This window comes from Mycobacterium sp. WMMD1722, from assembly GCF_049315205.1.
Lineage (GTDB): Bacteria > Actinomycetota > Actinomycetes > Mycobacteriales > Mycobacteriaceae > Mycobacterium.
This window is the reverse complement of record NZ_CP186056.1, coordinates 3,271,944-3,286,562: the sequence shown is the minus strand read 5'-3', so window position 1 is coordinate 3,286,562 and position 14,619 is coordinate 3,271,944. Positions and strand designations below refer to the sequence as shown.

The 14,619-nt window shown below is 71.3% G+C and carries 11 protein-coding genes; all 11 read left to right on the top strand.

Going from position 1 to position 14,619, the window contains the following annotated elements:
- Positions 1–44: 44 nt before the first annotated feature.
- Genes eccA through eccE form a run of 11 tightly spaced genes read left to right on the top strand, consistent with a single transcriptional unit; the run spans position 45 to position 14,600 of the window.
- Positions 45–1,892, top strand: a complete 1,848-nt coding sequence (gene eccA, locus ACN27E_RS15770; protein WP_422742843.1) for a type VII secretion AAA-ATPase EccA — start codon at positions 45–47, stop codon at positions 1,890–1,892.
- Positions 1,889–3,448 (top strand): type VII secretion protein EccB, encoded by a 1,560-nt coding sequence (gene eccB / locus ACN27E_RS15765; protein ID WP_422742842.1) that lies wholly within the window; start codon positions 1,889–1,891, stop codon positions 3,446–3,448. Before eccA ends, eccB begins: the two co-directional genes overlap by 4 nt.
- Positions 3,445–7,413 carry a type VII secretion protein EccCa gene (eccCa, locus tag ACN27E_RS15760; RefSeq protein WP_422742840.1) on the top strand — a complete coding sequence of 1,323 codons (3,969 nt, stop codon included), beginning with the start codon at positions 3,445–3,447 and terminating at the stop codon, positions 7,411–7,413. The genes eccB and eccCa overlap by 4 nt, the downstream gene beginning before the upstream one ends.
- Positions 7,413–7,721: a PE family protein gene (locus ACN27E_RS15755; protein ID WP_422742838.1), complete on the top strand. Its 309-nt coding sequence runs from the start codon at positions 7,413–7,415 to the stop codon at positions 7,719–7,721. The genes eccCa and ACN27E_RS15755 overlap by 1 nt, the downstream gene beginning before the upstream one ends.
- Positions 7,722–9,293, top strand: a complete 1,572-nt coding sequence (locus tag ACN27E_RS15750) for a PPE family protein (RefSeq protein WP_422742836.1) — start codon at positions 7,722–7,724, stop codon at positions 9,291–9,293.
- Between the two features lie 50 nt (positions 9,294–9,343).
- The gene (locus ACN27E_RS15745; RefSeq protein WP_422742835.1) at positions 9,344–9,637 is read left to right on the top strand and encodes a type VII secretion protein EsxS; all 294 of its coding nucleotides are present in this window, start codon (positions 9,344–9,346) and stop codon (positions 9,635–9,637) included.
- Between the two features lie 42 nt (positions 9,638–9,679).
- On the top strand, positions 9,680–9,967 hold the full coding sequence (locus ACN27E_RS15740) for a WXG100 family type VII secretion target (RefSeq protein WP_422742834.1): 288 nt from the start codon (positions 9,680–9,682) through the stop codon (positions 9,965–9,967).
- 37 nt (positions 9,968–10,004) lie between these two features.
- Entirely contained in the window at positions 10,005–10,877 is an 873-nt protein-coding gene (locus ACN27E_RS15735; protein WP_422742832.1) for an ESX secretion-associated protein EspG, read from the top strand.
- Positions 10,859–12,265: a type VII secretion integral membrane protein EccD gene (gene eccD / locus ACN27E_RS15730; protein WP_422742831.1), complete on the top strand. Its 1,407-nt coding sequence runs from the start codon at positions 10,859–10,861 to the stop codon at positions 12,263–12,265. Before ACN27E_RS15735 ends, eccD begins: the two co-directional genes overlap by 19 nt.
- Positions 12,262–13,635 (top strand): type VII secretion-associated serine protease mycosin, encoded by a 1,374-nt coding sequence (gene mycP, locus ACN27E_RS15725; protein ID WP_422742830.1) that lies wholly within the window; start codon positions 12,262–12,264, stop codon positions 13,633–13,635. The genes eccD and mycP overlap by 4 nt, the downstream gene beginning before the upstream one ends.
- Positions 13,632–14,600, top strand: a complete 969-nt coding sequence (gene eccE / locus ACN27E_RS15720) for a type VII secretion protein EccE (protein WP_422742829.1) — start codon at positions 13,632–13,634, stop codon at positions 14,598–14,600. The genes mycP and eccE overlap by 4 nt, the downstream gene beginning before the upstream one ends.
- Positions 14,601–14,619 lie beyond the last annotated feature (19 nt).

Genomic DNA, 14,619 nt, shown 5'->3' with positions numbered 1-14,619 from the left:
AGGGGAGTTCGCGGGGGTCCATCCCCTGCGCGCATAAACGGTTCATGGATATGGGAAGTGACACGCTCGCGGCGCCGAAGGTTGCGCCGGCCCGGGTCGATCGCGACGTCGTCAGCCGGTTTGCCACCTGTTGTCGCGCGCTGGGACTGACGGTCAACGACCGGCAGCGCCCGGCCGACCTCGCCGCCGCCCGCTCCGGCTTCGCCGCGCTGACCCACATCGCGCACGACCACTGTGACGCGTGGACCGGGCTGGCCGCCGCCGGCGACACCTCCAGCCGGGTGCTCGAGTCGGTCTGGCGCACCCGGGGCAGTGCGGGATCACTGCAACGTCACGTCGAGATGGCGCCCGGCGCCCTCGGTTTCACCTATGACAGCGGTTTGTACCTGCAGTTCCGCGCCGGCGAGCCCGACGACTTCCAGCTCGCCTACGCCGCCGAACGCGCTCTGGCGGGTGCGTTCGCCGATGCCGACCGACTCGTCGGCGACGTGCTGGAGCGTCGGCCCGGCGCCCTGTCCGCGCGCTGGGTGCAGGTGGCGATCCAGCATCGCGCCGAGCGTTGGTCGGACGTCGTGCGGCTGCTCACCCCGGTGGTCAACGACGCCGACCTCGACGAGACCTACCGCCACGCCGCCCGCGTCACACTCGGCATCGCGCTGGCCCGCCTGGGCATGTTCGCCCCGGCGATGTCCTATCTCGAAGACCCGACCGGGCCGGTCGCCGTGGCGGCGGTGGACGGTGCGCTGGCCAAAGGCCTGACCCTGCGCGCGCAGGGCGAGACCGAGGAGGCTGCGGACGTCCTGCAGGATCTCTATGCGGCCAACCCCGAGAACGCGGACCTCGAGGCCGCGCTGCTGGACACCACCTATGGCATCCCGACCACCACGGCCGCCCGGATCGAGGCCCGCAGCGATCCGTGGGATCCGCAGTCCGAGCCGAGCGAGGCCGAGTTCGTCGACCCGGGAGCCAAGGACCGCAAAGCGCATCTGCTGGTCGAGGCCGAAGCCGAACTGGCCGAGTTCATCGGGCTCGAAGAGGTCAAATATCAGGTGGCGCGGCTGAAGAGTTCGGTGGCCATGGCGCTGCGCCGCCAGGAGCGGGGCCTGGCCGTCGCGCAGCGGACCAACCACCTGGTCTTCGCCGGCCCGCCCGGCACCGGCAAGACGACGATCGCGCGCGTGGTGGCGAAGATCTACTGCGGGCTGGGGCTGCTGCGTAAGGAGACCGTCCGTGAGGTGCACCGCGCCGACCTGATCGGGCAGCACATCGGCGAGACCGAAGCCAAGACCAACGCGATCATCGACGGCGCCCTGGACGGTGTGCTGTTCCTCGACGAGGCATACGCCCTGGTGTCCACCGGCGCCAAGAACGACTTCGGCCTGGTCGCCATCGATACCCTGCTGGCCCGCATGGAGAACGACCGCGACCGCCTGGTCGTCATCATCGCGGGGTACCGCAAGGACCTCGACATGTTCCTCGACGCCAACGAGGGCCTGCGCTCGCGGTTCACCCGCAGCATCGACTTCCCGTCCTATTCGCCGGCCGAACTGGTCGAGATCGCGGTGCGGATGGCCGAGAAGCGCGACAGCGTCTTCGCCGACGCCGCCCACGACGATATGGAGCGACTGTTCGCCCAGCTCGCCCAGTCGTCGTCGCCGGACGCCAACGGGGTCGACCGCCGCAGTCTCGACATCGCCGGCAACGGCCGGTTCGTCCGCAACCTCGTCGAACGTTCGGAAGAGGAGCGCGAATACCGGCTCGACCATTCCGATGTCGACGAGTTCACCGATCAGGAGCTGATGACCATCACCGCCGAGGACGTCCGCAATTCGGCCGCACCGCTGCTGCGCGGACTCGGTCTGTCGGCGCCTGATCTGTCGGCGCAGGCATGACCGCACCGGATTCCCGGCGGTCCTTCTCCTCGCGAACGCCGGCGAACGAGAATCCCGAGAAAGCGCCCTACCGGCGCGGCTTCGTCACCCGCCACCAGGTGTCGGGATGGCGTTTCATGATGCGCCGCATCGCCTCCGGGGTGGCGCTGCATGACACCCGGATGCTGGTCGACCCGCTGCGCACCCAATCGCGGGCCGTCCTGGTCGGTGCCCTGGTACTCGTCACCGGGTTGGCCGGATGCTTCGTGTTCTCGCTGATCCGCCCGGCGGGCTCAGCGGGCAGCGATCCGATCCTGGCCGACCGCGATACCGCGGCGCTGTATGTGAAGGTCGGCGAACAACTGCATCCGGTGCTGAACCTGACGTCGGCCCGGCTCATCGCCGGACGGCCCGACAACCCGACCACCGTCAAGACCGCCGAGCTCGACCAGTTTCCCCGCGGCAATCTCGTCGGCATTCCGGGCGCCCCGGAACGCATGGTGCAGAACACGATCCGCGATGCCGAGTGGACGGTGTGCGACGCCGTGTCCGGATCGGCGCCCGGCGTCACGGTGCTCGCCGGGCCGATCGGCGGCGGCGGCGAGCGCGCCGGCACCCTCGCCGAAGACCGCGCGGTGCTGGTGGCCAACGAGGCCGGCACCTGGTTGCTGTGGGACGGTCGGCGCAGCGCGGTCGACCCGGCCAACCGGCCGGTGACCGATGCGTTGGGCATCCCCGCCGTCGGCGTCACCGCCCGCCCGATCGCCACCGGACTGTTCAATGCGATCCCCGAGGCGCCACCGCTGGTGGCTCCGCCGGTGCCGAACGCCGGTCAGCCGCCGCAGTTCCCGCTGCCGGTGCCGGCTCCGGTCGGCGCCGTGGTGACCGCCTTCGACGCCGACAACACCATCCGGTACTACGCGGTGCTGCCCGACGGACTACAGCCGGTGCCGTCGGTGCTGGCCGCGATCCTGCGCAACACGAACTCCTACGGCCTGGCACAACCGCCCCGCCTGGCCGCCGACGACGTCGCCCGGCTGCCGGTCTCCGGTGTACTCGACGTCGAGGCCTATCCCGCCGATCGGATCAGCGTGGTCGACGCCGGCGCCGACCCGGTCACCTGTGCACGCTGGGCGAAACCCATTGATGCCGAGCAGAGTTCGATGACACTGCTGTCCGGCGCCGCGCTACCGCTACCGGGTGAGGTCCGCACGCTCGATCTCGTCGGGGCCGGTGACGGCGTCACCGCCGACCGGGTGGCGCTGGCCCCCGGCAGCGGATACTACGTCCAGACCGTCGGTCAGGAGCCGGGGTCGCCGACCGCGGGTTCGCTGTTCTGGGTCAGTGACACCGGGGTGCGTTTCGGCATCGAGCAGGCCGACCCGGCGGCACCCGGCGGTGACACCGCATCGGCGCTCGGGCTGAGCGATCCTGCGCTGCCGATCCCGTGGTCGGTGCTCGCCCAATTCGCGGCGGGACCGACGCTGTCGCGCGGCGATGCGCTGCTCGCCCACGACACCCTGGCACCCGATCCGAATCCTGCGCGTCTGGAGACCCAGCGTCTGGAGAAGCCATGAGCCGCTTGATCTTCGAGGCCCACCGCCGGTTGCCGCCGCCCGCGGCCCGCCAGGGCGTCATCACCATCGAACCGCCGCCGGAACTGCCCCGCCTGGTGCCGCCGTCGCTGCTGCGCCGCGTCCTGCCGTATCTGATCGTGCTGCTCATCGTGGGGATGATCGTGGCGCTGGTCGCGACCGGGATGCGCCTGATCTCGCCGACGACACTGTTCTTCCCGTTCGTCCTGCTGTTGGCGGCCACCGCGCTCTACCGGGGCAGCGACAACAAGATGCGCACCGAGGAGGTCGACGCCGAGCGCGCCGACTATCTGCGCTATCTGTCGGTCGTCCGCGACAACGTCCGGGTGCACGCCGCCGAACAGCGGGCTGCGCTGCAGTGGTCGCACCCCGACCCCACGCTGCTGGCCGCGATCCCGGGTACCCGCAGACAGTGGGAGCGTGATCCGCGCGACGGCGACTTCCTGATCCTGCGCGCGGGCCGCCATGACACGCCGCTGTCGACGGTGTTGCGGGTCAAGGACACCGCCGACGAGATCGACCTGGAACCGGTGTCGCACACCACGTTGCGCGGACTGCTCGACGTCCAGCGCACCGTGCGCGATGCCCCGGCCGGCATCGACGTCGCGAAGCTGGCACGCATCACCGTGTCCGGAGATGCCGCCGAGGTCCGCGGCGCGCTGCGCGCCTGGATCGCTCAGGCCGTCACCTGGCACGACCCCGGCGTCCTCGGTGTCGCCCTCGCCGCGCCGGCTATCGACGGCGACGACTGGTCGTGGCTGAAGTGGTTGCCGCACACCGATATTGCTGGTGAGTCCGATGCAGTCGGCCCGGCCCGCCAGTTGGCAACCGATGCCGCCGGACTGCGTGATCTGCTGGCCCCCGCGCTGGCCGGCCGCGCACCCTTTCCCGGCGACGGCGACCGCGCCGTCAAACACCTGCTGGTGATCCTCGACGATCCCGACCCCGATGCGCTGGCCGACATCGGCGACCTCGCCCGGCGTCCCGGCCTGGCCGGGGTGACGCTCATCCACCGCGTCGCCGAACCGCCGCACCGGGAGCAGTATGCGGATCCGGAACGGCCCATCCTGCGGGTCGCCGACGGCCGGATCGAACGCTGGCAGACCGGCGGCTGGCAGGCCTACATCGACCACGCCGACACCCTGAGCACCGACGAGGCCCGCCATCTGGCCCGGCGGCTGTCCCGGTGGGACTCCAACCCCGGCCGGGCGCGCTCCACCACCACCGGTGCCTCCACGTTCACCACCCTGCTCGACATTCCCGACGCCTCGGCGCTCGACGTCGCCGACCTGTGGGCACCGCGCAGACGTGACGACGAACTGCGGGTCCCGATCGGCGTCACCGCCACCGGTGAGCCGCTGTACTTCGACCTCAAAGACGAGGCCGAGGGCGGGATGGGGCCACACGGCCTGATGATCGGGATGACCGGTTCGGGCAAGTCCCAGACGCTGATGTCGATCCTGTTGGCGCTGTTGACGACTCACTCCGCCGAACGGCTCATCGTGATCTACGCCGACTTCAAGGGCGAGGCCGGCGCCGACATCTTCCGTCACTTCCCGCAGGTGGTCGCGGTCATCTCCAACATGGCCGAGAAGCGATCGCTGGCTGATCGATTCGCCGACACGCTGCGCGGTGAGGTGGCCCGCCGCGAACAGCTGCTCAAGGAGACCGGCCGCCGGGTGCAGGGCAGTGCCTTCAACTCGGTGACCGAATACGAGAACGCGATCGCCGGTGGCCATGATCTGCCGCCGATCCCCACCCTGTTCGTCGTCGCCGACGAGTTCACGCTGATGCTGGCCGACCATCCCGAGTACGCCGACCTGTTCGACTACGTCGCGCGCAAGGGCCGGTCCTTCCGGATCCACATCCTGTTCGCCTCCCAGACCCTCGACGTCGGGCGGATCAAGGACATCGACAAGAACACCTCGTACCGCATCGGCCTGAAGGTGGCCAGCCCCAGCATCTCCCGCCAGGTCATCGGTGTGGAGGACGCGTACCACATCGAATCCGGCCGGGAGCACAAGGGCGAGGGTTTCCTTGTGCCCGCCCCCGGTGCGGTACCGGTGAAGTTTCGCAGCACCTACGTCGACGGTATCTACGAGCCACCGCGGGTGGAGCGCTCCATCGTGGTGCGGGCGCTACCGCAGCCACAGCCGTTCACCGCCAGCCGGATCGAGCCCGAGCCGGACACCGTCGTGCCGTCCTTCGACGACGAAGCCGCAGCCGCTCCGCCGCGCAAACTGATCGCCACGATCGGCGAACAGCTCGCGCACTACGGACCCAAAGCGCCTCGGCTCTGGCTGCCGCCATTGGACGATCCGATCCCGCTCGCCGAGGTACTGCAGCGGTCCGCGCTGCCGTCGCGGCAGCGACGCTGGCCGCTCGGCGAGATCGACAGGCCGTTCGAAATGCGCCGGGATCCACTGCTCTTCGACGCCACCGGCGCCGCGGCCAACATGGTGATCCACGGCGGCCCGAAATCGGGGAAATCGTCGGCGCTGCAGACTTTCATCCTCTCGGCCGCGTCCCTGCACTCGCCGCGCGACGTCACGTTCTACTGTCTCGACTACGGCGGCGGCCAGCTGGCTCCCCTGGCCGGACTGGCCCACGTCGGCAGCGTCGCCACACCCCTCGAGCCGGAGCGCATCCGCCGCACCTTCGGCGAGATCGACCAGCTCATCCGGGCGCGGCAGGAGGCGGGGCAGTGGGGTGACCGAGGGAGCGCAGCCGCCTACCCCGACGTCTTCCTCGTCATCGACAACCTGTATGCGTTCAGCCGCGACAACACCGACACGTTCAACACCCGTAACCCGCTGCTGAACCGGGTGACCGAGTTGGTCAACACGGGGCTGGCCTACGGCGTGCACGTCGTGATCACCACGCCGAACTGGCTGGAGGTGCCACTGAACATGCGCGACGGGCTGGGGCTGCGGCTGGAGCTGAGATTGCCCGACGCCAGGGACAGCAACGTGCGCATCGTCGGCGGATTGCGCCGACCTGCCGAAGGTGTGCCCGCCGACCAGCCGGGGCGCGGACTGACCATGGCCGCCGAGCACTTCCTGTTCGCGACACCGGCGCTGGACCTGATCCCGGCGATCAACGCCAGGTACCCCGAGGTGACCGCGCCGCCGGTGCGACTGCTCCCGACCGACCTGCCCGCCGAGGCGGTCCGGCCGCTCTACCCGGCTCCGGGGCGCGTCGTGATCGGCCAACGCGAAGAGGACCTGGCGCCCGTGGCGCTGGACTTCACGGAAAACCCGCTGGTCATGGTGTTCGGCGACAGCCGATCCGGCAAGACGACGCTGCTGCGCCATCTTGTCCGGACCGTGCGCGAACACTCCTCTGCCGAGGAGGTCGCGTTCACCGTGATCGACCGGCGGCTGCAGCTCGTCGACGAACCGCTGTTCCCCGACAACGAGTACACGCCGAACATCGACCGGATCACCCCGGCGATGCAGGGGCTGGCCGCGTTGATCGAGAAGCGGCGGCCGCCCGCCGGGCTGTCGCACGCTCAGCTGCGCGACTGGGCCTATCGAGGCCACACCCACTATCTGATCATCGACGACGTCGATCAGATCCCGGACAGTCCGGCGATCAGTGGGCCGTTCGCCGGCCAGCGTCCGTGGACCCCGCTGCTCGGTCTGCTCGGGCAGGCCGGCGATCTCGGTCTGCGGGTCATCGTCACCGCCCGAGCGGCCGGATCGGCCCACGCGGTGATGACCGCGCCGCTGCTGCGTCGCCTCAACGACCTGCAGGCGACCACGCTGTTGTTGTCGGGCAACCCGCAGGACAGCGGCAAGATCCGGGGCCACCGGTTCGCCCGGATGCCCGCGGGTCGGGCGATGCTGCTCGGCGACACCGACACCCCGACCTTCGTCCAGCTCGTCAACCCGCTCGTCGCAGTGCCGGCCGGCTCGCCTCGAGCCAACGGAAAGGAATACAGCTGATGACTCTGCGTGTCGTTCCCGAGGGCCTGACCGCTGCCGGCTCCGCGGTCGAGGCGCTGGCCGCGCGGCTGGCCGCCGCCCACGCCGCCGCCGCCGGGCTGGTCACCACGGTGTTGCCGCCGGCCGCCGACGCGGTCTCGGTGCAGACCGCCGGCGGTCTGAGCGCACATGGCAACCAGCACACCGCCATCGCCGCGCAGGGCGTCGAGGAGCTCGGGCGTTCGGGAGTCGGGGTCGGGGAATCCGGTGCCGGCTACGCCAGTGGCGACGCGATGGCCGCCATGTCCTACCTGATCGCGCGCGGTTAGATGACGGCCCCCATCTGGATGGCACTTCCCCCGGAGGTGCACTCGGCGCTGCTGAGCAGCGGGCCCGGCCCCGGGTCGCTGCTGGCGGCCGCGGGGGCGTGGCAGTCGTTGAGCGCCGAATACGCCAGTGCAGCTGCGGAACTGACCAGCATCCTGGCCGCCGTCCAGGCCGGGGCGTGGGAGGGGCCGAGCGCCGAACAGTACGTGGCCGCGCACGCCCCGTATCTGGCATGGCTGGCCGAGGCGAGCGCCACCAGCGCGGCGACCGCGGCGCAGCACGAGACGGCGGCCGCCGCCTACAGCACCGCGCTGGCCACCACACCGACCATGGGTGAGCTCGCCGCCAACCACGCCACCCACGCCGTACTCGTCGGCACGAACTTCCTGGGCATCAACACGATCCCGATCGCGGTGAACGAAGCCGACTACGTGCGGATGTGGATCCAGGCCGCCACCAGTATGAGCACCTACCAGGCGGTGGCCGGCGCCGCCGTCTCCGCCGCACCGCCGACGGCCCCGGCGCCGCTGCTGCTCGCTCCCGGGGTGGGCGAAGCCGGAGCCGCCGCCGCCACCGCCGAGCAGTCGGGCGCGCAGGCGCAGGCAAGCGAATCCGGTGCGGCGCTTGACAGTTCGAACTTCATCACCGATCTGCTCAAGGCCTACATGGATTTCACGAACCAGCTCTTCGAGCCGATCCTGAACTTCTTCCAAGACCCGATCGGCAACAGTATCCAGCTGATCACCGATTTCCTGACCAACCCGGCGGCGGCCCTGCAGACCTGGGGTCCGTTCCTGTTCGCCGTCGCCTATCAGGCGGTGTCGTGGATCGGCGCCTCGCTGACCTACCCGCAACTGCTGATCCAGCCGCTGCTCGCCATCGGGCTCGGCATCCTCGGCGGTGTCGCCGACCAACTGCTGAAGCTGCTGCCCTTGCTGTTTCCGCCGCCCGCCGCGGTCGCCGACGTCCCCGCTCCTGCGCAAGGCCCGGTGCGGGCCGAACCGACCGGTCTCTATCCGGCCACCGGTGTCGCCCCCGGTGGCGCCCCCGCGCCGGTGCCGACCGGTGGCACCGCGGCAGGCGCCCCGGCACCGGCGCCGACGGCGGCCACCGCCGCACCGGCGACGTTTGTGCCGTATGCCGTGCACGGCGGCGATCCCGACGGGGAGGGCTTCACCCCGACGGTGCGCGATTCGACCGGCGCCAAAGCCCCGGCCGCCGACATCCCGGCCGCTGCCGCCGCGTCGGCGGCCGCCGCTGCGGCAGCGCGCCGTAAACGCCGCCGTCGCCGCGCCGCCGAGGTCAAGGACCGCGCCTACGCGGACGCCTACATGGACTACGAGGACGACCCGGCGTCGGACCCCGACGATGGACCACCGCCGCGCGAGCCGAGCATCTCCGCCTCCGCCCGCGGGGCCGGACGGCTCGGCTTCGCCGGCACCGTGGGCGAAGGCGACGCGGCAGCCGCCGGCCTGACCACGCTCTCGCCGGATTCCTTCGGCAACGGGCCGAAAAGCCCGATGCTGCCCGGGAACTGGAACCCCGACCCCGATGACAGGGGGTCGCACACCTGAGCGCACCGCCGCACCGCCCGAGTCGATGAACCGAGCCGAAAGGAACCACCATGAGCATGCTCGACGCCCACATCCCCCAGATCGTCGCCTCCGAGGCGGCCTTCGGAGCCAAGACCGCCCTGATGCGCAGCACCATGGCCCAGGCCGAACAGGCCGCCCAGTCCGCGCAGGCCTTCCACATGGGTGAGTCGTCGGCCGCCTTCCAGGCCGCGCACGCCCGCTTCATCGAGGTCTCGGCCAAGGTGAACGCGCTGCTGGACATCGCCCAGGTGAACCTCGGCGACGCCGCGGCGAGCTACGTCGCCGAGGACGCGGCAGCGGCCGGCAACTACACCGCCATCTGATTCGAACGCCCGAAGCGACGCAGGAAGATTTAGGAGAACGCCATGTCACAGATCATGTACAACTACCCGGCCATGCTGGCGCACGCCGCTGAGATGTCCGGATACGCCGGCGCACTGCACGCGGTCGGTGCCGACATCGCCAGCGAGCAGGCGGCGCTGGCCGGCGCCTGGCAGGGCGACACCGGCATGACCTATCAGGCCTGGCAGGCGCAGTGGAACACCGCGCTCGAGGAACTGGTCCGGGCTTACCGCGCGATGGCGAGCACACACGAGATGAACACCATGTCGATGAGTGCCCGCGATCAGGCCGAGGGCGCCAAATGGGGCTGACCCTGAGCCTGCGGCGGTCGGATCGGTCTCGGGCGCAGTGGTTTTCAACGCCGTCGAGCTGACCGCCGACCAGGCCTGGTTCGTCGCCGACGCCATCGGCGCGGGCTCGTTTCCCTGGGTGCTGGCAGTCACACAACCCTACAGCCAGGAGGCGGACCGGTCGCGGTTCGCCGCCGCAGCGACCGCGCAGCTGTCCACCCTCGGGGTGCTCCGCGACGGTGCGGTGGTGGCGCCGGTGGCGGACTGGATCCGGGTGATCTGCCGCGCTGAGCAGTGGCTCGATCTGCGCTTCGTCGCCGGTGCCGGCGACCTGCTGCGCGGGGTGGTGGCCCGGCGTGGCGGCCGCACCGTGGTGGCGCTGCGCAACGGGGCGCTGATCACGGTGACAGCCATGGCGATCGACCACCCACATGCCCTGGTGCCGGTGCTCACCGCCGGGCTGTCACACCGTCCGCCGGCGCGCATGTCCGAATTCACCCTGCCGGCGGCTCTCGGCGCGCGCGCGGACGACCGGATCCGCACCGGCACGCCACTGGCCGAGGTGCTCGACTTCCTCGGCCTGCCGCCCTCGGCGCGCCCGGTGGTGGAGGCGGCGTTCGCGCCGGACCGCACGTATGTGGAGGTGGTGGCCGGTGAGCACCGCGACGGGCACCGGGTGAGCACCACGGTCGGGCTCAGCGTCGTCGACACCCGCGAAGGACGGATCCTGGTGAGTCCGTCCCGGGCGTTCGACGGCGAATGGATCTCGACCTTCTCGCCCGGCACACCGTTTGCGATCGCCGCGGCGGCCGATCGGCTCACCGGCTCGCTGCCCGGCGGGTCCTGGTTCCCGGACCTGCACCTGACCCGAGACTTCGACGATCACCACACGAGAGAACCGAGAACGCGACAATGTCCGACAACACTGTGATGCCGATCGTGCGGGTGGCCGTCCTGGCCGCCGGCGAAGAGGGCGGCCGGCTGACCGAGATGGCGCTGCCCGCGGATCTGCCGCTGCGCGAGATTTTGCCCGCCGTCGCGCGATTGGCCGGACCCGGCGAGGACGCCGACGATCCGGCACACCGGCCGGCCAGGCTCAGTCTGGCCCCGATCGGCGGCGCCCCGTTCAGCCTCGACGCCACACTCGACACCGTCGGCGTGGTGGACGGCGACCTGCTGGCGCTGCAACCGCTACCGGCCGGGCCGCCCGCACCCCGCATCGTCGAGGACATCGCCGATGCCGCGGTCATCTTCTCCGCTGCGCGGGAGACCCGTTGGGGGGCGATCGATGTCCAGCGGGCCGCCGCCCTGGCCGCGCTGACGCTGATCTTCGCCGGCACCGCACTGGGCGTCACGCACCGCATCGTCACCGGCGAGCTGATCGGGTTGTTCGCCGTCAGCGCCGTCGCGGTCGGGGCCGTGCTCGGCTCTCTGCTGTGCCTGGCCACGTCGCCGCGGCTCGCGACGGCGCTGGGCGTCGCCGCCCTGGCGCCGGTGGCCGCGGCATTCGCTTTCGCGGTACCCGGTGAGTTCGGTGCCGCGCAGGTGCTACTCGCCGCGGCCGGGGTGACTGCCTGGTCGGTGATCAGCTTGACCATCGGTGAGCGCGGCATCGCCGTGTTCACCGCCACCGCCGCAACCGGTTTCGGAATTCTGCTGGCCGCAGCTGCCGCGTCGGTGTGGACGGTGTCGGGCACCGTCCTGGGCGCGGTGCTGATCGTGATCGGATTGCTCGTCACCGTGCAGTCGGCGCAACTGTCGGCGATGTGGGCGCGCTTCCCCCTGCCGGCGATCCCGGCGCCCGGCGATCCGACGCCCTCGGCGCAGCCGCTCCGTGTGCTCGAAGACCTGCCGCGGCGGGTACGGGTCAGCCAATCGCACCAGACCGGATTCCTCGCTGCCGGAATGCTGCTGGCCGTCACCGGATCACTGCTGCTGATCGGCGCCCAGAGCGGTTCGCCGTGGGCCTGGTACGTGGTGGTCGCCGCCGCGGCCGGGGCGACCCTGCGGGCCCGGGTGTGGGATTCGGCGGGGTGCAAGGCGTGGCTGCTGGCGCATCCGTTCGTACTGACCGTCGGGCTGGCCGTGTTCTTCGCCGCCACCGACCGCTTCGCCGCTGCCTGGTGGGCGTTGCTGGCGCTGGTGCTGCTGACCGCCGTGTGGATCGTCGTCGCGCTCAACCCGTCGATCGCCCGGCCCGAGACGTACTCGCTGCCCGCCCGCCGGCTGGTCGGCTTCCTGGCGTCCGCGGTCGATGCGTCCCTGATCCCGGTGCTGGCCTACCTGGTGGGCCTGTTCAGCCTGGTGCTCGACAGGTGACCCGCTGGTTCGCCGTGCTGGGCGTGACGGTCACCGTCGCGCTGCTCGGCTGCCCGTCCGCCACGGCCGTCGCACCGCCGCAGGTCGACCCGACAGCACCTGCGCCGTCGGGCGCGGCGGGCCCGGTCGAGCCGATGGAACAGCGCGGCGCCTGCGTCACCAGCGCGATGATCCCGGGGACCGACCCGGCTGCCGTCAGCCCGAACGCGTTGGCGCTCAACCTGTCCGGCGCCTGGCGGTACAGCAGGGGAGAGGGCCAGCTGGTCGCGGTCATAGACACCGGCGTGCAGCCCGGCCCGCGGCTGCCCGACGTCCAGCCGGGCGGTGACTTCCTGGCATCCACCGACGGACTGACCGACTGCGACGGCCACGGCACGCTGGTGGCCGGTGTGATCGCCGGGCGGCCGGGCCCCGACGGCTTCTCCGGGGTCGCGCCCGCTGCGCGCATCCTGTCGATCCGGCAGACCTCACCGCGCTATGCACCGGCCCGCGCAGCCGAGGATGCGGCGCTGCAGCGCGCCGCGATCGACACCGCCAGCCTGGCTCGCGCCATCGTGCGGGCTGCCGATTCGGGCGCCCGGGTGATCAACGTCTCCGGGGTGACCTGCCTGCCCGCCGGCCAGACGCTGGACCAGAGCGAACTCGGGGCCGCGCTGCGCTACGCCACCCGCGAGAAGGACGCCGTGGTGATCGCCGCCGCGGGCAACACCTCGGGCGGGCTGACGAGCGGCACGGTGTGCGCATCGAATCCGCCCGCCGACGCCGGGCACCCGGCCGACCCGCGCAACTGGGCCGGCGTCACGACCGTATCCGTCCCGTCATGGTGGCAGCCCTATGTCCTGTCGGTCGGCTCGCTGACGGCCACGGGGCAGCCGTCGGCGTTCACCATGGCCGGACCGTGGGTGGGTATCGCCGCGCCCGGTGAGGACATCACGTCGCTGAGCAACGGGCCGGACGGCGGACCGGCCAACGGGCTGCCCGACGACAAGGGCACACTCTTCCCGGTCAGCGGCACCAGCTATGCGGCGGCCTACGTCTCCGGGGTCGCCGCCCTGGTGCGCAGCAGATACCCGCAGCTGAGCGCCGACCAGGTGGTCCGACGCCTGACCGCGACCGCCCACGGCGGGGCGAGGTCACCCTCCAGTGTCGTGGGGGCCGGGAGCGTCGACCCGGTCGCGGCGCTGACCTGGCAGCTGCCCGCCGAATCGCCGACCGGGCCGGCGCCGGCCGCACCCGTTGCCGCGCCACCTGTCGCGCCCCCGGCCGACCACACCCCCAGAACGATCGCGCTCATCGGTACCGGCGTACTCATCTGTGCGGCGGTGTCGGCCGCGCTGATCGGTCGACGACGAAAGGACAGGGTCCGATGACGGCCAGGATCACGTTGGCGCTGCTGTTCGCCATACCGGCTGCGCTGGCCTACCCGTGGCGTACCGCCGCCGACCGCTGGCTGCTCGGCGTGGCCGTCGCCGTGGTGGTGGTGTTGTTCGCCTGGTGGCGAGGTCTTTTCGTCACCGAGATGGTGCGTCGCCGGGTGGCGATCTGGCGCCGCAACCGCCGCGGCGGTGAGCATTCGCGCCGTCCGGCCGAGCCCGGTACGTATGTCGCGTCGGTGTTGCGCGTCGAGCCCTCGTCCGCAGACGGCCTGCCGCTGCCCCTGATCGCCGGATACGTGGACCGGTATGGCGTGAAGGCGGACAAGATCCGGATCGTCAGCCGCGATCGCCCGGCCGAGCGCAGCACCTGGATCGCGGTGACCGTGGGCGCCCCGGAGAACCTGGCTGCGCTACAGGCGCGGTCTCCGGAGCTGCCGCTGCGCCAGACCGCCGACGTGGTGGCGCGTCGCCTTGCCGACCACCTGCGCGAGGTCGGTTGGCGCGTGGCTCCGGTCGAGGGGGCCGACCTGGTTGCCGACACCCCGGTAGCCGCCGGCGTCGAGACGTGGCGAGGTCTGCGCACCGAGTCGGGCTACATCGCGGCCTATCGGCTGACGGTCGACGATCGGCTGCCCGAGACGCTCGCCGCGGTGACCGCGCACGAGGCGGACGAAATCTGGACGGCTATCGACATCACCGGCACCGCAACGCATTCGGTGGTCACCGCGGGCTGCGCGCTGGTCGGCCCGCAGCGCCCTGATGCGCGGGCACCCATCGCGGGTCTGGTCCCGGCGCATGGCGATCATCGCCGCGCGCTCGAGGCGTTGGCGCCGACCTCGGTCACCCGGCTCGCGGGCCGGCCGACGTCGACCGATCTGGTGCACCGGTTGACCTGGCCGGTCGATCGCAGACCGACCGGCGAGCTCGCCGAGGCGGTGGGTCCGCTCAATCGAATATGACCGGGGGCGGGCCAGTGCG